A 19,549-nucleotide genomic window follows, 5' to 3' on the forward strand; every position below is an offset into this window, starting at 1 on the left:
CAAAAGAAAAGATGGAACAACAGACTGAACGAAAGTGTACTTCGAAGAAGATTTAGAAAAGATCCCTTAGCATACCTTCAAAAACTTGAAAACAAACATAGTGTGTTGGTTATTCCGCTGTAGTTTTTTTTTTGTTGTCCAAAAGGTTCGGAACCATCAAGTAAGTCTTTACTCCCTATCCGCTTTTTCAAGTACCAAATATAGCCCTGGAGTCAAGAATGTTTCTTCTATTATCTCTCCCGTTTCTTTATCAACTCTTTTATCAATAAATACATTGCCCCACTCATCAGCGTAATGCACGTCATATATATATCCTGTATTAATATGTTAAATGTAATCACCTTTAACAGCATCACGACAATTAAGATAAAACTTCAAAGACATTTTAAACACCGCCTTTATATCTGTTGTCTATATATATCGGCCATTTGTGGTAATTGTTTAAAAAGTAGCTTCTTTTTTTGCTATTTTTCCGGGGGAAGTGATTGTAAGCCATGTTTCACCTCATTTCATGACTCGGTGCATCTCACCAATTGAACAGATTGTAGTCCGCTTAAGAAGTGAAAACAACGGGTCGTCAATGGGGAAATTCTGAGACTCTACCTGATACACAACTATCGATCACAATAGTCACTTACTATTCAGATAATGGAAATTCATGGTACGATGAGCTAAACATGAAAGGAGCGATGAAGATGAGTAAAGGGACCTGTAGAGAAGAGCTATTGTCGGCAACAAGATCGATTGTTAAATCCAAAGGGGACAATCGGTTTACTCCCAAGGAAGCAATTGAGTACATGGAGCTAAATAATACTGGCTATAAGGAATCGACGATCAGGACACATATCACATCTAGGTGTTGCAAAAACGCCAAGCACCATCATGGTGTAACATACAACGACTACGAAGCTCTTGGCAATGGTGAATACAAGGTCATCAACTTATAGGAGCGAGCAACCAATGAAAGTTATACTGAGCAGGAAGGGATTCGATAAATCTGCTGGAGGATATCCAAGCCCGCATCTCGTTGATTCAGGAAGGTTGATCTCTTTTCCTATACCCGAAGATGAGAAAGTGAATACTTGTATAAGATATTCCGACTTGAGTTTCGATCAGGATAATTCATATCTTGACCTGATGGAGCAGCTTGGAATAAAAAAATACTCTAAGAGTACAATCGCGCATCTCGATCCTGATATCAATGCTTCAGTCATACCAAGGAATCATTCTCAATGGAGAGGGATATTTGGACAATCTAGTGCGGCCCAATCGCATTTATCAAGAAAGAATATTCAGGTCGGAGATTTGTTCTTATTCTTTGGATGGTTCAAGGATGCCGTAAGAACAGCTGCTGGGTACAGATACGTTAATGGAACACACAAGCATGTTATTTGGGGTTACATGCAGGTAGGGGAGATTGAACAAATTGATAAAGCAGGGAAATATGACACATGGAAATTATCTCATTCTCATTACATGTATCGAGATAGGGAAATGAATACTGCTTACATTAGCCCCGCTACATTATCGTTTAATAGCGATATCCCAGGATGTGGAGCGTTCAATTATTCGGAATCCCTTGTACTAACACAAAAAGATCAGCAAAAGCGATCAGTATGGAAACTACCGAGTTTTTTTCATCCAGATATGGGAACAAGGACTAGCTACCACGAAAACATTTTTAGTAAGTCAGGCAAAAAGGTTTGGGAACTAAACGATGATCATTGTATTTTGAACTCAGTAGGTAGAGGGCAAGAGTTCGTCGTTGAAGGCAATGAAGAAGTGGAGAAATGGGCAAAGGAATTGATCCAACAGCAATTCATATGACGAATTGGCGGCTTTGATTCATTAAAATTAGACTCAAAGGAGCGTAAGCCCGTCAAGGGAAGAGACTTGAGCCTTCTTCATACCAAAAGCGAAGTGGGTGTGTAATCATTTTATTTAAACGAAATCCTGCTCCCAATCATAAGGATGGGGAGCGGGTTGTGTTAGGTCATCAGATGAATCTCTTCGTAATTGTTAATGTGGTCAGCCAACCATTGATGATTCAGGATATGCTCTTGGATCCCTGCTTCGAATGAGCGATGTTTCTCTTCAGGGATTAGTAAGGCAATATAACCCGTATTAGCATACGGTGTGGTTTCCGATGGATCCATGTCCTCCACTGTGATATGACTCAGGCGCTCATAATTTGGATTGCACAGCGGCTGCCCTTTGAAGCGAAAGATCCCCGTTTTATATACGCTGCGCTCCACAAAATCCGCTTCAACCCACTGGTTCATTAAGAATACGGTATCCCCCACAGCATAAGAGCACGGGTCAAACCGCTCGGTTAATCCTTGGGGATCAAACAGTTCGTCATCATCCTGTTGAATGGAAAAATCCACGATTTCATTGACGACTAAGGTCTTGCCCTGCCTGTGATCTTTAAGCATCAGTTGGCCATTCACCCGCGTAAACGAATAATGGTAGCTCTTACGAGGACCATTCGAGGGGTAGTGGTCGCCATGCGTTTCAATCGCTGTCATTTGGAAGGCACCACCCGCAAGTCGAGAGGTTGCCATAACGGGGGAGATGCCTAGCTTTCGATAGGCGGATGATCCGCAGCGGGCAATCCATTCATGAAGGTTTCGTTTTAATACGGACTCCACTTCCGGCAGGTTATATGACCGTACTTCCGTATGCCTGCGCAAGATATCACCCAGATGTTCTTCGATTCCAGGTATTCTATCGCCGCTACCCATGACAACACATCCGTCCTCAAGCGTTGTTATGGAGAAGCCGCGGCCGGCTTGTCCGTATAATTTAAATACAGTGTGGAGCTCACGTTCAGGCTCTACCATGAAGGCAATGCCACCGTACAATAAGTTACCGTTGGCGGGAGTGGACTCAGTATACCGTTGTAAGGCCAGATGTAAGGGACCTTCCTGCTGCCCGACATTTTCAAACGTTGTCTCATCAAGTACCGACTCAATCTTCGGTACTGCACCTTTCCACATCCCTACGTCACCGGCCGTAAAGATGCCAATCCGATTCTCGAACTGAATGAATTTGGACATGATATCCACCTGATTCCCCGCAGTGAAGGAAACTCGGAAGTCACTTGCAAATACCGCCTTGTCTCCCCAGCGAAACATCGCTATGATTGTCATCGTTTCAACCCCTTTTTATATCTCTATCCATAACCTGTAGATATCGATCTGTCAATGAAAAGTTATGTGCTACGAATGCGGTTCCCAAACCTAAGATGTTATAACAAAACAGGAAAGCTGAGATCTATACAAAAGCTCTGATTACACAGTTTTAAATAAATAAAAAGAGTAAGTCATGTAGTCATATTCTCCTCATAATGATTATTGGTTTAGGCATTTCCTGCGCCTTCGTTAAAATATCAATGGTCTGTTACAGTTTTCTCCCATCATGATCGCTTTTTCAATTTCTCTTTCTTTTTAGAACTTTTCTCTTTGTACAAATTCATGAGTGGATCCGACTCATTCATGGAGTAAAGCCAAAAACCCTATTGCGACTATACCCGATAAGTTATTTTCCATATGTTATCATAAGGAAATAGGACCGGAGGGGAAACAAATGAAGATTGCACCTTACAAAGGGCGAAGGGGTGGCGGAAACGTCAAATACTTTTCAGCCACGGGGCCGTGGGGAACGCTACTGTTCGGGGTCACGTACACGGATCGAAAGAAGAACAGTGTTTTTGATAAACGAGAGTTCCAAGTTTCTGAAATCAATACAGGGAACGGTTGGACACGGGAGTGCCCCGATACCCGTGACATTTTACTTCGTACCACTGGTGAGACGTTTGAAGGTAAAAGAGACAGAGGAAAATGGCTAGAGGCCGTGTACAAGGGCACTCAGCTCCCCAAGATGACTACCGCATCGGCCTCTATCCTACCGAAGGTGCCACAGTCGCCACAAAGGGTTGTTCCTGCTACTCCCTCTTATATGGGGATGCCAAGCGTCCAGGAGGGTTCATACGAGGTTACGATCCAAGGTCCGACGGATCTTCTGACGGTCACCAAGCGCCGTGGTGAACAAGGACTCCTGCGCGATTTTCTGATGAAGGGTCACGAAAGCTTGCGATGTGCCCTCTGCGGGCGGGACTTCGCCCCGGAACATCTTATCACCGCTCACATCAAGAAGCGCCGTCATGCAAGCGAAGCCGAACGTCGGGACACCGCAATTGTAGTACCGATGTGCGTAATGGGCTGTGATGCACTCTTTGAAGGAGGCTGGGTAGGAGTAAAAGACAGCGTAGTGATCCGTTTGAGGACGGCGAAGACTACACCTGCAACCGAAGAAATCATTTCAGGAATCCTTGGAAGGGTAATGTCGTTTTGGAATCCACAAACGAAGCCGTATTTCGAATGGCATCTTCAGCATCATAAATAAAGTTGCTGGCATTAATTCCGCCTTTTACAATTCAAGGGAAAATGGTGCTGTTGATCTAATAAGACGGGTGTTTCATTCAAATATGCTAAAACCCGCAAAATCGGGACCGTTGACAAAGTCCTCGGCTAATTAAAACGCTGATGATTCACTACAATATATAGTGGATCAACAGCGTTTTTAATTCCAGATGTTGTATCATCCAAAGATGAATTGCCCTTTGTCAACAGTCCCAAATCCGCGGGTTCTTTACCTATCGTTTATGATGCTATAGCATAAGACATAATGGGAGGCATAATGCCTATTATTTTCTTGTTCAAGATATTAAGTAAGTAATGTTTATAAAATTACACCCTACGGAAACTCGTAAAGATGATTCTTGAAACCTTGTTTCATACGGGTTTATGTCACTATAACAGATGGGGTAATAACCGGGTATGAGCCCGATACGGTGTATGCGGAGACGGTCGCGCTTCTGATTATAGAATAGAATATCTACCGTCAAAAGCGCTATATAATCAGTGCATTTGAGGGTTTGTTTTGGGAAAGGCATTTATGAAGAGTGTTTATCTAGAATTAAATACAAACGTTTAAACTAGTTTGAGTTTGATATAATCTGAAATATATAAATTATTCTAAAGGAAGGTATCCTTCTACAAGGCCTGATGCAAAAATCCAATCGTCAAAGAACTAAACTTAAAGGAGCTCACAATGCCAACTTATAATAAATTAGTAAGAGACCTAATCCCACAAATAATAGAACGTAACCAAAAGGCTTTTTCCATCCGGACACTTACAGATGAAGAATGGATAACTGAACTCAAAACCAAGTTCCATGAAGAATGGGACGAGTATTTAAGCGCTAGCACATCTAAGGAACAAACGGAAGAATTGGCTGACCTTCTCGAGATTATCTTTACACTTGCTCAAGCGGCTGGGACCAACCAAGAGGAGCTATTACGAATTGCAGTGAAAAAACGAGCTGAGCGTGGCGGATTTAGTCAGAAAGTTTATCTGATTGAGGTAACGGATGATGAGTAAGCAACTAGTTACAAGCCAATTGTTTTCCATTATAGAACAGGCGATTCAAGAGGCTTCCTCTGTTTATATCCTAGCTTCATTTGCTATGGAATCGGGTGTCAAATTGATAAAAGCACCTCTACACCGAAAGAGTCAACAAGGTGGGATAGTCAAAATATTAGTTGGGGACTATCTATACATAACCGAGCCGGAGGCGCTTCGTCAACTACATACTCTGGGCCCGACGGTTGAAACACGGTTGTGGATTAGTTCTGGGAAATCGTTTCATCCAAAGGCTTATTTATTTCACCACCCGAGAAAAGGTGGAATGGTCATTGTTGGATCTTCCAACTTATCAAAGTCAGCATTGCGGGACGGCATAGAATGGAATCTTGCAGTGCACTGGGCGCAAGAAGAAATGATATTTGAAGAAGCACTAGATGAATTTATGACTTTATTTACAGAGGATAATGCTGTTCCTCTTGACGAAGCATTAATTGAGAGTTATGAGACGAAGTATGGAGAATTTCATCAGCGTAACCCGCAGATACGAAACGTATTTTCAAGGGACGAACTCGAAGAACAAGCTCTGGCTTCATCATTTACCTATGAAATTAACAAAAATGAAGAAGTATTAAACGAATCTAGAGCTGTATATAAAGAGGGGCAGTTATCTTTCGACGATGTAGTTATTCCTACACCAAAGGCAACCACAATCGATCCAAGAGATGCACAGCTTGATGCAATAGAACGCTTAACTGAATCAATAAACAAGCAAATGAACAAGGCTTTAGTAATCATGGCGACTGGGCTTGGGAAAACGTATTTAGCAGCTTTCTTTGCCAAGCGATTTTTTCGTCGTATCTTATTTGTTGCTCACCGTGAAGAGATTTTGAGACAAGCCAAACAATCCTTCGAAAAGATCCTTCCAGAGCGCAGTCATGGTTTTTACTATGCAAAACTGAAAGAGAAGGATGCCGATTGTGTGTTTGCGTCCGTTACTACGCTTGGGCTCTCTCATCATATTGAAAAGTTTAATCCAAGTGAGTTTGACTTGATCATTATTGATGAATTTCACCATGCCGCGGCAGATTCTTATCAACGAATATTATCTTACTTTCAACCTCAGTTTTTGCTTGGCCTGACAGCGACCCCTGACCGCATGGATGGGAAGGACATTTATGAGCTATGCGGGGGGAACGTTGTCTATGAAATCAAGTTCTTTGAAGCAATTTCTAAGGGTTGGTTAGCTCCCTTTCATTATTATGGTGTCTATGATGATACCGACTATTCTCTGGTACGTTGGATTGGAACGCGCTACGATCAGGAAGAATTACTTACTGCACAGATGAAATCTAATTTGGCTAATAATCTGTTCAAGTCGTGGGAGAAGCACAAGCAAACACGTACGATTGCGTTTTGTTCATCTGTGGAACAAGCACAATATTTATGCCATTTTTTTCAGCAGCAAGGTCACTCCTGCATCAACCTTCACGCTAAAACTCACCCTCAAGTGCGAAAGAATGCTGTCAAACAGTTAGAGGATGGATCACTCGAAGTAATCTTTACAGTCGATCTGTTTAATGAAGGGGTCGATATTCCGGCTGTTGATACTTTGCTGTTTGCGCGTCCAACAGAATCATTAACCGTGTTTACCCAACAAATGGGCCGCGGACTTCGTCTCTCTGAAAAAAAGAGCTATTGTACGATCATCGACCTGATTGGAAATTATCGAAATGTTAATAAAAAGTTCACCATCTTCCGTTTCGATCAGGATGAGGTTCTCGATACTTGGGCTGAGCTGGATCCGGATAAGCTACAGGCGTTAGCACTTCCATTACATTGTGAAATCGATTTTGATTTGCGCGCTATTGATCTGTTAAGGGAGCTTTCTGTCGCAAACCGGCGAAAATATCAAGTAATAAGCCCCAATACTGATATCCAACCTGATGAAGCTATCGAGAGTATTGGAGCTCTGAAAGAAAAATATCATACCTATCCGGGTTTTAGTAAAACTTCCGGTCTCTCTGTCAAAGAAGAAAAGGTGTACAGTGAGAAACAAGCATGGTTCCAAACGTTAGAAAAAACGGGCATGCAAAAAAGCTATAAGATGGTGCTCCTTCTATCCATCTTGCGTAGGGGTCCAAGACGATGGCTTGATATGATTTCTCCGCTTGATGTTGCAGTAGATTTCCATTCATATCTAACTGATGATGAAGTTCGTAAACAAATTGACTTCTCGGATAAGACTGGTAAAGGTTTGTGGGATTTCAATGCATATAAAACAGCTCAACTTATTGCTGATAATCCGATGAATGCCCTTGCTAATACTGGCAAAGAGTATTTCCGATTCGAAAAAGGCCAATTTCACATTGGTCTTGAAACACAAGATGAGGAAGAAAATCAAATTGTCTATTTATGGACTTATGAAATTGCGGAAAAACGCCTCAATGATTACTTTGCTAACAAACAGCGTAAGGCTAAATTGTAAATATTAGACCAAAGACAGTAAACAAGAGACTAACCTGTTGGGGGATCAGACGTGGAAAGGCATAAACATGCAAATGGACTATTTGAGGAAATTTTACATAAAGACAAGACGTATCCTCCGAATCAGCAGACCTATAATCTTCACCCAGCTCAGCACACGAATTCATTAGTTCAACAGATCTTAAGAGATTTAACGAGAACATTTCGGGAGTTAGAAGATAAAAATCAGTTTCAAGAGATTCTTTCACTAACTAAGAAGGTCAAGCAATTATTACAAGTAAACAATGAATATGAATTAGATATGCCATTAAAGGCAATTCATTATCGGAGTGATGAATTGCCAATCCCGATGTATCCTGAATTTTTTCTGTCCAATCCACTTCTAATCACCAATTCAAATGCAGATGCGATTCAGTTATTTAAAGCTTTGAAATACGAACTGATGACAGCAGATCAGGCCTATTTTATGGTCAGCTTTATTCGGTGGTCGGGTCTTCAGCTCTTACTTCGATCGATTGATGACTTTCGGAGGGAGAATCCTAACAAGAAAATTAAAATATTAACATCCACATATTTGAAGATTACTGAACCAAAAGCCCTGAGACGTTTGCAGGAATTACCGAATATCGAAACTAAGGTGTTTGATTCAGGAAATGTTTCGTTCCATACTAAAGCTTATTTGTTCGAGAGGGCTTCTAGTTTGCATACAGCAATTATTGGATCGTCTAATCTGACGTATTCAGCCTTAAAAACAGGCCATGAATGGAATGTGAAATTGCCTGGAGATTCTCTTCATTCTATCTATGCAAGTGCAATAACGGCTTTCCACAAATATTGGAATGATCCTAAAGCGATCCCCTTAAATCCGGAATTAATAGACAGCTATGATAAAGAGTACAGCAATAAAAAGATCATGTTAGTAAATCCTTATGTAGCAGCACAGCATGTTGATATTGTGGAGAAAATTGCACCATCCGAAGAGACTGAAGTTCTTATTCACCCTAACAAAATGCAAAATGAAGCACTGCGGGCTTTGTATGAAACGAGAAAAAATAATCACCATAAGGCTGTTGTGATAGCAGCGACGGGGACTGGGAAAACGTATCTATCTGCTTTTGATGTCAAAAGCTTTGCAGCGAAAACGATGCTATTCATCGCGCACCGCGACGAAATACTTGAAAGCTCAAAAGACACTTTCAGGCGTGTCTTTGGTGCAAATGATCTTTATGGTAAATTGACGGGGACTGTCAAGGAAGGAAACAAGCCATTTTTATTTAGTACGGTACAAACTTTATCTAGAGATGAAGTTTTATGCCAATATTCACCGGACCATTTTGATTACATTGTTGTAGATGAGTTTCATCATGCGGAAGCTGCGACATACAAAAAGGTGCTAGATCATTTTAAGCCTAAATTTTTACTTGGCCTGACAGCAACCCCAGAACGAATGGATGGCCGGGACGTTCTAGCTCTTTGTGAACATAATGTTGTTTATGAGATTCGTTTGCGAGATGCATTAGAAGAAGGTTTATTAACACCATTCCGTTATTTTGGACTTGGTGACCCTACCATTAATTACGAGGAAATCGGGACACAAAGTAATGGTCAATTTATCGAGAATGAATTAGTACGAGCCTTAAATACTCATGAGCGTGTTGATTACGTTGTCGATATGATTCACAAGTTTGGTCATGATGGCCTTCATATGAGGGCGCTTGGATTCTGTGCATCTATCGAGCATGCGCAGTATATGTCGCAAGAGCTTAATCAACGAGGCTTTAGTACAGGATACCTTACTGGGCATGATACGCCGGAGCAGAGGCAACAACTAATACGTAGATTGGAGGACGATGGAGACCCTCTGCAAATTATTTTTACCGTTAATATTTTTAATGAGGGTGTTGATATTCCGAAAGTAAATCTGGTCTTGTTCCTGAGACCGACAGAGTCTGCCACTATATTTATCCAGCAGTTGGGTCGTGGGTTAAGAAAGGTGCAAGGCAAGGAGTACGTCACCATCCTGGATTTTATCGGTAATTATCAAAAGTCCTTCATTGTACCATTGGCTTTATCGGGCCAACATAATCATAAAGCATTTGATCGGGATTCTCTTCGAGTCGCCATTGAGACGGAGTTTGCAGACTTGCCAGATGGGTGTTTCGTCGATTTGGAAGAAGTGTCTAGAAAACAAATTCTCGAAAAAATTGAGAGTATTCGAATGGATCGCGATCTCATGTTAATGGATCTGTATAATCAGTTCCGCAAAGAACTGGGTCATTCGCCGGAGATTGAGGACTTTTTGTATTTTGACGGCGCACCTAGTTTGCATTTTTTTGTTGCCAAATATGGATCATGGGCAGAAACGAAGAAGAAAATGAAGGATTTAAATGAATTTGATGTAAGGCTCTTGGAAAATTCGAGACTTCTGCAAATTGTTCAGAGACTAGAAAAGATGCTGCCTGTCAAATGGCCATACGAACTTACAGTGCTGGATTTAGCTATAAAAAAGAGAGGGACCATCTGTCTAGATGATGTTTTAATTGATTTACAATTTAGATTTGCAGTCCAGATCTCTCGGGAGAATCAAGCAAAGAAAATTTATAGAGCCATGGAGAAGTTAGCGGAGATCCAATCCAAACATTCATGGTCGTTTGGAAGTGTTGACAACGGTACGTTTACTTTATCTCCGATTGTCATGGAAATGCTGGCCTCTGACCCCTCGATAGGAACATATTTGAACGAGAGAATCGAGTACGGCTTGTCAGAGTTTAGACGGATGTATCGCCCAGGTATTTTCTTCAATAGTTCAAAAAATGTACTGCTTTATCAGAATTACACTCGAAACGATCTGATATATTTGTTCGAGTCGGATGCAAAGGAAGGCTCATGGCGTGAAGGGGTTAGTCGAGTTGAGGAGCACTATTTGTTGTTCATTAACTTGAATAAAGGGGAACGAACGGCGGAGCACCTGATGTACCATGACTATTTCATAGACCAGCAACACTTCCATTGGCAAAGTCAGAATGCAACTTCTCACGATTCTTCAGTTGGTCAAAATTATATTCACCATAAAGACAAAGGGATAAAAATCCATCTGTTTGTCAGGAAATTTGAGAAGATGCACGGTGTAGTCCTGCCATTTACGTATTTGGGTGAAATTGACTACGTAAGCAGCCACGGAGACAAGCCAATGAACATAACTTGGCAGCTTCATCAGCCTATCCCAGAAGCTCTGTACATGGATCTTATTCGTTAATACTTTTTTGTTTGTAGTTCCTGAATGGTTGGTAAATCGGCGGGTGCCCAGTCCAAGGTATCGATTTCACCTACAGGGAGCCAAATAAGTTTCTCATGCTCATTGGGGATTGGTGTTCCCTCAGTTATCGTGGCCCTGTAAGTAATTAGTCTAACGATTACATTGGGATACTCGTGAGTGGCATCGGCAACTAAGTCTCCTATTTGAATGGAACAGTTGAGCTCCTCTTGAATTTCACGGGCTAAACTTTGCTCCGGTGTTTCCCCAGCTTCAATTTTACCACCTGGGAATTCCCACAGCCCTGGTAGGGACATTGTCTGAGAGCGAAGTGCACAAAGCACTTCGTTCTTTTCATTAAAGATCACAGCACCAACTACGTCGACTTTTTTCATATTTATGCTTCCTCGCTTTACTCGATTGTTAGGTACCCAAAGATAATGTAATCCTTTATGCAACAGCACATCATTTGTTTGTTTTAATTAAATACAATAACAGTCCCAAATGCAAGGAGCAAGTGCGAGGGACTGCGAGGGGGGCGCGGAAATGCATAGAAAAAAAGAATTAATCGATCATTGGTTAGCCCTGTATGAGCATAATGCACTACATTTTCCTCCTAGAGGGACAATGCTTGATAATAAATCAGTTATTCAGAAAATGGAGAGGCACGTAGCTAATCAAAATTATTCGGATTCCATTTACATCTTACGGCTCTTAAGCCAACATGGGGCCATACCGATATATATAGGACGGAGCAACTCTCCTGTTAGCCGTTGGAAATCTCATCTGGATAGATTAATAAAGGGAAAGGGACTTTATGAGAGATGGCATGAGATTTTATTAGATGCTAACGGGTACCTCAAGGAAGACCTTGATTTGATTGTTATATTAGATACTGAACTAACAATCCCGGCTATCCCGATGTTCCCCTGTACGGTAGGTTCCATTGAATATCAATTGGTTAGTCTAGCCTCTGACGCGTATCCAAATACATTACTAAATCACGAGGGGAACCGCAGATGATTTCATTTAATTCATGGCTCCATTCCAATCAGGGACATTCCTATACCCCCTTATTCGAAACGATAGAAGGCTTGGAAGTCGACACGAAAATAAAGATTGTGAAGGATAAGGAGCGACGTTTATTAAAACGATCAAAGCTTATGGAACAAGCGGTGATAGAAACCATTGAATCAAATATGCTTGACCCTCAATGGGAAGGGATTATTTATGTGATGGGGAAAGGGGATATAAACGATTTTATTCCGTTATACATAGGTAAGGCAGACAAAAAAGGCGTAAAGCACGATGTGAGTGCAAATATCCGTAACATCCGATGCAATCAGCACATGTTTGCTAGGTGGGGGGATGGGCTAGCCTATCATATAGGAGATTTAAGTCAAGCTCTGTTTGAGTTTGAGGGCTATCAAAAGCCACAGAAAAAATACAAGCGTTGGGCCGAAGCACTTTTTGAAACCTATGATCCACCTATTCTTAGAGAGCAAGTTGTTTTCTACATTACTCCTTGGTATGGAGGGCAATTAGGGTTGTCTGGCTTGCCTTGTTCATTGCCTGCAATTGAGAAAGAAATGATTGCGATTGCTTCGGTTCAATTCGGTGAAGACCTGCTAAACAAGGATGGGGTGTAGAATGGGTAAAATTGCACTCATCAGTTGTACCAAATTAAAACAAGAGTTTCCATGTAGTGCACGTGAGATGTATATGAAGTCCACCTTGTTTTCCAAAATAGCCTTATATATAGAACAACAGGATTATTCTGAATGGTATATTTTATCGGCCAAGTATGGTCTTTTGTTTAAAGATACTAGTATCGAGCCTTATGATGTTACACTAAATAATATGAATGTTTCAGACCGTAAAGCTTGGGCACTACGAACGGCCCAAGAAATAGTTGATCTTGGAGCAAATCATGTAGATTTTTACGCTGGGCGAAGATATAGAGAATATATTATTCCGATACTAAAAGGGAAGAAAATGGCAGTTGGTGTACCCTTGATAGGATTGGGTATCGGTGAACAATTGAGATATTTAACTACCCATACAGCTATAAGGGATTCATAATTATTTACAAATCAGATGCGGTTGTAAGAAAGATCAGTGAACAATAAATGAATTTCCAGATACCGTTTCACACGCTGCGTCGAATTAAGGGTCAGACTTGACGATGAACGTTATGTTAAATATACCATTTTTCGGTTTTCCTTTGGATACGGAGGAAATAATCAACAAAATATTTACTGATAAATCTTATATCTCATGGTAAGATTATTTCAAATCCGAAAGCATCGGTCACAAGAAGGTCCTTAGGGAGAAATTCCTAAGGACCTTCTTTGTCTGTCCTTGGAATTTCTTTCAAATATCCAGAGAATCTAATGGAAAATGGAGGAATTTTCCTTGAAATGTCGAAATTTGTATTGTCCTAAGCTTTCACCAAGGAAATATTGAAGGAGAATGCATTTATGAAAATTGATTCGGATATATTAGTTATAAGTCGGAGTATATGTAATAATATTGCTAGATTTGATGCCACTGAAAGAGGACTATTGTCTCAAAATATTCTATCACAGCTCAGAAACTTCGTTGAATCAATAGCTGTAAAAATATATGGAGCCGGAAACGATATTGATCTCACTTATAACTCAATAACGAAAGCTTTAGAACATATAAAAACAAAAGGAAGCTACAAATTTTTAAGTAAATTCCACGACTTACTACAAATTTCAGCCTCACACTATACTCTTGATGAGGGAAAGTCAGAAAGACTCATGTTAAAGTACTACGAGTACTTGCTAAAAATTAAGGTCTTTTTAAAAAATACATATAATTTAGATGTACTAGAAAATATCGATAATTTCCCTCTTGATACCGATTCAAATCTATCGGAGTACTATGAAAAAATAGCTGCTAGAATAAATCAATCTCAATCAAGTAAAACCAGAAGTTCCTATAACGATAGGTACTATATTCAAAAAGTTAAACCGATCTTTGTTAACCATTACATATACTATGAGGTGACTTTCACTGTTGCTAATGATAAGGCAAGCAAATTCGATAGAGTAATAGCGTTTACTAAACTCGAAATTTCATACAATTACGCTGTCAAGCTTTCGATAAGTAATGATACTATTGACATAATGGGAAAGATAATGCCTATTCAGATTATTGATGGATGGGAAGTGTCGATACGTCCATGCGAACTTAATTGGTTCTCTCAAATAGTTGGGGAGCATCGTATTAATGGTGGCTCGACAGAATATCGTGAATTAATGCGTTTCCTAACGGAAACGGGCATGAGTTTAGTCGACTTGATAGATTCTTCTGATGATTACTTCTTATACGTAAAAAATCAAATTTTTGGAAACGTGAAGGATCTTCGATTTTTTGACGCTTTAGAAAAAAGTCGTGAACTGGCACTAGGTAATCGACCTGGCAGTAATGTAATTAGATATTTGCTTCATAAATTAAATAATAAAGTTTTAAAGCAGCAGCAATGGAATCAGGCTTGTAAGGATTTATCAAATTTGAATTTGAGTTATGGTTGTATCCCGTTTGATAAAATGCCGTTCAATACATCGCTGAGAAATCACAATCCGAAAATCTTAGATTTGTTTGAGTGTATAAAACCTACAGGTCGAGAACATGAACTTCTTGCTCGGTTAATTAAAAACAACACTGAAAGGAATGGAGTATTGTTCACTCCTAAAAAAGATATTGAAGGATTTGATAATATAGACGCTCTTTTGCAGAAGTATAATAACACTCTATATTACAAACATGCTCATCGAAGATTGGAAAACTATAAAGACCACATCTATATCAATGGTTACGCTGACGATAGCGTTGAAATTATTAGAAAGCTTAGGGAGATATCTTCATCTGGTATTAATAACTACTTAAATTCAGTGGAATTCTGGTTACAGTCATCAGCTTATAACATAGATTGTGATGAGAAGAAATCCGCATTAAAGCAAATGTTTGTAAACTCCCGTGTAGCTTTGGTTTATGGTTCTGCCGGGACAGGTAAATCTACATTGATTAACCATGTTTCGAATTTCTTCAATGACAGGAAAAAAATATATTTAGCAAACACAAATCCAGCTGTAGATAATCTTAGACGTAAAGTAACTGCTGCAAATTGCTCCTTTAAGACTATTAGAAGATTTTTATCAACAAAAGATTCTGATTCTGTATGTGATTTGTTAGTCATCGATGAATGTAGCACAGTCAGCAATACAGACATGAAGCAAATTCTTGAAAAAGCATCATACAAATTATTGATTTTAGTCGGAGATATTTACCAAATTGAATCAATTGTATTTGGAAATTGGTTTAGTATTGCTCGGTCGTTCATATCAGCAAAATCTGTCTTTGAATTAACTAAGCCATACCGTACTACAAATCCAGGTCTGCTAAATGTTTGGAATAGAGTGCGGAATATAGATATGGCAATTTTAGAACCATTAGTAAAAAATAATTATTCTGTAGCTTTGGATGAGTCAATATTTGATAATTCTGAAGAAGATCAAATTATTCTCTGTTTAAATTATGATGGTCTTTACGGCATAAATAATATAAATAGGTTTCTACAGGGTAATAACACAAGTCCTCCTATTCAGTGGGGGATCAATTCTTATAAAGTTAATGACCCTATTCTATTTAATGAATCAGAACGATTTGCACCCCTGATTTATAATAATTTGAAAGGGAAAATTACTGCCATTGATGTCTATGGGGATAAAATTCAGTTTGAAATTGAGATCGACAAGGTAATTAACGAACTGGATGCTGAGATCTATGATTTTCAGTTTATCGGCACTTCCCAAAATGGGAATTCTATCATTAGATTTTTCGTTAATAAATTTAGGAGCACTGATGAAGATGATGATCTGACATCAGAAGCGGTTATTCCGTTTCAAGTAGCGTATGCTGTTTCTATTCATAAGGCACAGGGCTTAGAGTATAATTCTGTAAATATTGTTATTACAAATGAGATTGAAGAACTCATCACTCATAACATTTTCTATACATCAATCACGCGTGCAAAAGAGAATCTGAAGATTTATTGGACACCTGAAACAGAGCATAAGGTATTAAATAGCTTGGAATTAAAAAATGGGAAAAAAGATGTTGCGCTTTTAAAATCTAAATATAGTTTGTAGGTGTTATGTGTTAATTGTTATGACCGCAGTGAACGAAGGACGGCCAAACTTTAGCCACCAAAGGTACTGTGCATCCCTCTTATAGGTAAGGACGAATCATTGCCGTAAAACTGCCGCGAAAATTCGTGATAATGTCTAATAAAGACAAAGAATACTAAGATAACTAAGTGCAGGAACATTGATTCTATGCGATATTAAGAGACTATAACAGATGCCGCGGGAATGAGGTCGCTACCCGCATACAACACATGTGGAGTGTTCAGTGTTACTTAAATGGGCGGGGGATTAATGTCCCCCGCTTGATTATGCCCCTACGTAAGCGGGGGAGCGATATTGTAGATAATCTTAATTCTACCATCCGCAGATACTTCAATCTTATTAATCAACTTATGGATGACGTGTTTAAGTACACGTGTTGCATAGTTAAACAGGCAATGTTGAGGCACAACAAAGTGCAACAAATTAAACCAAATGATGGTAGTTGCGTATTCAGGTTTGAAGCGTCGCGGTGGGTAAAAATGGCTTGCTTGGGGGTAAAGGTATCAAATTATATCATAACTATATGACTAATTGACTAGACTTTTATACTAATAGCTAGATAGTATTATGGATTCTAAGTCTATAGAATTATAAAAGTTGGTTATTTCTTTTTCTTCTAATTTTTTCATCATAACTAACCGATAATCTAGTTAGAGAGGATACGCTTTGGAGGAAACATGAGAATTGCACACAATTTATCCGCGCTAAACACATTAAATAGATTAAATAAGAACAATAAATCGATTGGAAGTTCTTTAGAGAAGCTTTCATCTGGGCTACGTATCAATAGGGCGGCGGATGATGCAGCGGGTTTAGCTATTTCCGAAAAGATGAAAGCACAAATAAGAGGATTGAGTCAAGCAAGTCGAAATGTACAGGATGGGATCTCTTTAATTCAAACGGCTGAAGGTGCATTAGGAACCATTCAAGATCCTGCACTATTAAGATTAAATGATCTTGCTGTGCAGGCTGCAAACGATACGCTTACTGGTTCTGATAGAAGCATGATTCAAGATGAAGTAGAGAGGATCAAGCAGGGAATTAATGATATCGCAAACAACACTCATTTTAATGGGATACATCTTTTGAATGTTAATGGAAGTCAATTTGATTCGCTTAGTAATACAATTTACACAGGAACAAATACCAATTCTCTTACCTCGCTTAGTAATACAATTTACACAGGAACAAATGCCAATTCTCTTACCAGCTCATGTTTAGTTGGAAATAGCGATAATATTCATAATGCAGCAGGGGTAGAAATAATTGCTGGTGTAAATGATGGGCTGACTGTAAAGGTCGATGGTAATTCATACTCAATTACCATTGCTGCTGGGGTCTACAACGGGTCATCTACTGCTTTATATAATGATATAAATTCCAAACTATCAGCAGCAGGTGCACAATTAAAATTAACTGATGTGTACAGCTCCTGGGATGATACTCATATGAGAACATTGTTATCAAGTACAGTTGCTGGAAATCATAAAATCGAAATTGAAGGAACTGCATTTAATGAGATATTTGCACAAGAAGAAGGCTATATATTTGGAGGTAACTATGAAGTTTGGGGAAGGGAAGCAGATTTTTCTGTAGGCTATACTGTTGTATCGGGTATAAATGATACGCTCAACTTAAAAGACATGGGGTTAGATAAAACAATTGTCCTTTCCGCAGGTTCTTATAGCAGAGATGGTCTTATTTCTGAGTTAAATAAACATAACGAACGCAGGAGCTAATATTACTGCTTCAATCTCACCTACTTCAATCGGTGTGAACGCTAGTCCAGACCTTGGAAATAATCACTACATTTTAACTCTTAAACACAATTTTAGTTCCGATAAGAACGCTATTCAATTGGTTTCTGGAAATGCGTTGAACCCATTATTTTTACGATCTGCTAATGCTGGAGATACTTGGAATCCACTTACCGAAAGTTATCTTAAAACGAATGTTGATATGACAAATGGACTATCAATAGATAATAGTTCAAATATTTGGGAGTTCACTGTTGATGGTTCATTGAAAAAAACGATCAATATAAATGCTGGTTCATATACATCTACTACTTTTATTAATGCGTTAAATAATGAATTGAAAGCTGTTAGCGCAGGCATCACAGCAGTTAATGATAATGGCATGCTGAAATTCGAACGAGAGATGAATGGTAGTAGTTATACAGTAACAAATATTAATATTTATGGAAATAAAAATAGCGGAGCTTCATTAAATTTGCAAGTTGATAGCGGAGCTTCATTAAATTTGCAAGTTGGTGCTAATTCGGGTGATAATTTTGAGATTAGCTTAACAGATGCTAGAACTGGTGCTCTTGGTATTAATAATATTGATCTTTCAACACGTCAGGGTGCTGAATCATCGTTAGTGAACATTGATCATGCCTTAAAAACTGTCTCTCAAGAACGTTCGAGATTTGGAGCATATCAAAATCGTCTAGAGCATATACAAAATGATCTTTCGAATTACGAAAGCAATTTGACTTCAGCTGAATCTCGCATCAGAGATGTTGACATGGCAAAAGGGATGATGGGACTCACGAAGAATAATATCCTCTCACAGGCTGCCGAAGCCATGCTGGCACAGGCGAATCAGGAACCTCAAGCTATATTGCAATTGCTTAAATCAAATTAATTATTCAGAGCCTTCTAACTCAAGGTAGGTTAATTTTCAAAACACCATATGGAAGATCGATCGAACACTAATGAATAAGTAAGAGGAATGAGAGGGAGTCCCATAAGCTGCAAATGGCTGAGGGGCACCCTCTTCTTATTTTTGTAAAACAAAAAGAAGCCGAACCTTGGTAAAATGGAAGTGTCGACCAACCATTAAAGGACAAGGAGGGCTTCTTTTGTACATTCAATATACCATGGATCAACTTTGCCTGCCAATGGATTTAGAAGAAGACATTCCTCAGAATCACCTCGTTCGTGTTGTTAACGCCGCCGTCAATGGCCGAGACAGCTATCACCCCAAAATGCTAACCAAAGTCATCATCTATGCCTACACCCAGCAGATTTATTCATCCCGACAGATTGCCAAAGCTGTTCGCGAAAACATCATGTTTATGTGGATCGCGGGCAGGCAACGACCGGATTTCCGCACCATTAATAGGTTCCGCTCGGAGCGGATGAAAACGGTGCTGGAG

At 39.5% G+C, this 19,549-nt stretch carries 16 protein-coding genes; 13 read left to right on the forward strand and 3 right to left on the reverse strand.

Annotation, left to right across the window (positions count from 1 at the left end):
- Positions 1–168: 168 nt before the first annotated feature.
- Positions 169–300, reverse strand: a complete 132-nt coding sequence (locus FPZ49_RS37170) for a hypothetical protein (protein WP_261381748.1) — start codon at positions 298–300, stop codon at positions 169–171.
- A 395-nt stretch (positions 301–695) separates the two neighbouring features.
- Between FPZ49_RS37170 and FPZ49_RS37950 the strand changes: the two genes are divergently transcribed.
- On the forward strand, positions 696–947 hold the full coding sequence (locus FPZ49_RS37950) for a DUF7669 domain-containing protein (RefSeq protein ID WP_449289949.1): 252 nt from the start codon (positions 696–698) through the stop codon (positions 945–947).
- 13 nt (positions 948–960) lie between these two features.
- Complete coding sequence (locus tag FPZ49_RS33670; RefSeq protein WP_144854904.1) at positions 961–1,827, forward strand: Nmad3 family putative nucleotide modification protein; 867 nt, start codon at positions 961–963, stop codon at positions 1,825–1,827.
- Between the two features lie 161 nt (positions 1,828–1,988).
- On the opposite strand, the gene FPZ49_RS33675 is transcribed toward FPZ49_RS33670, so the two are convergent.
- On the reverse strand, positions 1,989–3,152 hold the full coding sequence (locus FPZ49_RS33675; RefSeq protein ID WP_144854906.1) for a hypothetical protein: 1,164 nt from the start codon (positions 3,150–3,152) through the stop codon (positions 1,989–1,991).
- Positions 3,153–3,588: 436 nt separating this feature from the next.
- On the opposite strand from FPZ49_RS33675, the gene FPZ49_RS33680 reads away from it, so the two are divergent.
- From FPZ49_RS33680 to FPZ49_RS33695, 4 genes are all read left to right on the forward strand, one after another.
- Positions 3,589–4,407: a hypothetical protein gene (locus tag FPZ49_RS33680; RefSeq protein WP_144854908.1), complete on the forward strand. Its 819-nt coding sequence runs from the start codon at positions 3,589–3,591 to the stop codon at positions 4,405–4,407.
- Positions 4,408–5,115: 708 nt separating this feature from the next.
- On the forward strand, positions 5,116–5,445 hold the full coding sequence (locus tag FPZ49_RS33685) for a nucleoside triphosphate pyrophosphohydrolase (RefSeq protein WP_144854910.1): 330 nt from the start codon (positions 5,116–5,118) through the stop codon (positions 5,443–5,445).
- The gene (locus FPZ49_RS33690) at positions 5,435–7,915 is read left to right on the forward strand and encodes a DEAD/DEAH box helicase family protein (protein ID WP_144854912.1); all 2,481 of its coding nucleotides are present in this window, start codon (positions 5,435–5,437) and stop codon (positions 7,913–7,915) included. Before FPZ49_RS33685 ends, FPZ49_RS33690 begins: the two co-directional genes overlap by 11 nt.
- A 51-nt stretch (positions 7,916–7,966) precedes the next feature.
- On the forward strand, positions 7,967–11,170 hold the full coding sequence (locus FPZ49_RS33695; RefSeq protein WP_144854914.1) for a DUF3427 domain-containing protein: 3,204 nt from the start codon (positions 7,967–7,969) through the stop codon (positions 11,168–11,170).
- Here the strand turns inward: FPZ49_RS33695 and FPZ49_RS33700 are convergent.
- Entirely contained in the window at positions 11,167–11,562 is a 396-nt protein-coding gene (locus tag FPZ49_RS33700) for a (deoxy)nucleoside triphosphate pyrophosphohydrolase (protein WP_144854915.1), read from the reverse strand. The two genes, FPZ49_RS33695 and FPZ49_RS33700, sit on opposite strands and share 4 nt — an antisense overlap.
- 151 nt (positions 11,563–11,713) lie before the next feature.
- Here FPZ49_RS33700 and FPZ49_RS33705 point away from each other — a divergent pair, with 151 nt between their 5' ends.
- The 7 genes from FPZ49_RS33705 to FPZ49_RS33735 all read left to right on the forward strand — a co-directional run.
- A complete protein-coding gene (locus FPZ49_RS33705; protein ID WP_144854917.1) occupies positions 11,714–12,190 on the forward strand; it encodes a hypothetical protein in 477 nt (158 codons plus the stop codon).
- Positions 12,187–12,816 carry a hypothetical protein gene (locus tag FPZ49_RS33710; protein WP_186446260.1) on the forward strand — a complete coding sequence of 210 codons (630 nt, stop codon included), beginning with the start codon at positions 12,187–12,189 and terminating at the stop codon, positions 12,814–12,816. Before FPZ49_RS33705 ends, FPZ49_RS33710 begins: the two co-directional genes overlap by 4 nt.
- 1 nt (position 12,817) lies before the next feature.
- The gene (locus tag FPZ49_RS33715) at positions 12,818–13,249 is read left to right on the forward strand and encodes a DUF6884 domain-containing protein (RefSeq protein WP_144854919.1); all 432 of its coding nucleotides are present in this window, start codon (positions 12,818–12,820) and stop codon (positions 13,247–13,249) included.
- Between the two features lie 398 nt (positions 13,250–13,647).
- On the forward strand, positions 13,648–16,347 hold the full coding sequence (locus tag FPZ49_RS33720; RefSeq protein WP_144854921.1) for an ATP-dependent DNA helicase: 2,700 nt from the start codon (positions 13,648–13,650) through the stop codon (positions 16,345–16,347).
- Between the two features lie 716 nt (positions 16,348–17,063).
- The gene (locus tag FPZ49_RS33725; protein WP_144854923.1) at positions 17,064–18,125 is read left to right on the forward strand and encodes a flagellin; all 1,062 of its coding nucleotides are present in this window, start codon (positions 17,064–17,066) and stop codon (positions 18,123–18,125) included.
- A gap of 118 nt (positions 18,126–18,243) precedes the next feature.
- Positions 18,244–19,035 (forward strand): flagellin, encoded by a 792-nt coding sequence (locus tag FPZ49_RS37355; RefSeq protein ID WP_315899225.1) that lies wholly within the window; start codon positions 18,244–18,246, stop codon positions 19,033–19,035.
- Between the two features lie 217 nt (positions 19,036–19,252).
- A partial coding sequence (locus FPZ49_RS33735; RefSeq protein WP_144854925.1) for a transposase occupies positions 19,253–19,549 on the forward strand: 297 nt, incomplete at its 3' end.

The sequence above is a fragment of the Paenibacillus cremeus genome (assembly GCF_007786445.1).
GTDB classification, from domain to species: domain Bacteria; phylum Bacillota; class Bacilli; order Paenibacillales; family NBRC-103111; genus Paenibacillus_G; species Paenibacillus_G cremeus.

Coding starts and splice junctions, on each gene's coding strand:
- FPZ49_RS33690 (WP_144854912.1), top strand. CDS start 5,435: ATGATGAGTAAGCAACTAGTTACAAGCCAATTGTTTTCCATTATAGAA.
- FPZ49_RS33675 (WP_144854906.1), bottom strand. CDS start 3,152: ATGACAATCATAGCGATGTTTCGCTGGGGAGACAAGGCGGTATTTGCA.
- FPZ49_RS37950 (WP_449289949.1), top strand. CDS start 696: ATGAGTAAAGGGACCTGTAGAGAAGAGCTATTGTCGGCAACAAGATCG.
- FPZ49_RS33715 (WP_144854919.1), top strand. CDS start 12,818: ATGGGTAAAATTGCACTCATCAGTTGTACCAAATTAAAACAAGAGTTT.
- FPZ49_RS33685 (WP_144854910.1), top strand. CDS start 5,116: ATGCCAACTTATAATAAATTAGTAAGAGACCTAATCCCACAAATAATA.
- FPZ49_RS33705 (WP_144854917.1), top strand. CDS start 11,714: ATGCATAGAAAAAAAGAATTAATCGATCATTGGTTAGCCCTGTATGAG.
- FPZ49_RS33720 (WP_144854921.1), top strand. CDS start 13,648: ATGAAAATTGATTCGGATATATTAGTTATAAGTCGGAGTATATGTAAT.
- FPZ49_RS33670 (WP_144854904.1), top strand. CDS start 961: ATGAAAGTTATACTGAGCAGGAAGGGATTCGATAAATCTGCTGGAGGA.
- FPZ49_RS33680 (WP_144854908.1), top strand. CDS start 3,589: ATGAAGATTGCACCTTACAAAGGGCGAAGGGGTGGCGGAAACGTCAAA.
- FPZ49_RS33725 (WP_144854923.1), top strand. CDS start 17,064: ATGAGAATTGCACACAATTTATCCGCGCTAAACACATTAAATAGATTA.
- FPZ49_RS33710 (WP_186446260.1), top strand. CDS start 12,187: ATGATTTCATTTAATTCATGGCTCCATTCCAATCAGGGACATTCCTAT.
- FPZ49_RS33700 (WP_144854915.1), bottom strand. CDS start 11,562: ATGAAAAAAGTCGACGTAGTTGGTGCTGTGATCTTTAATGAAAAGAAC.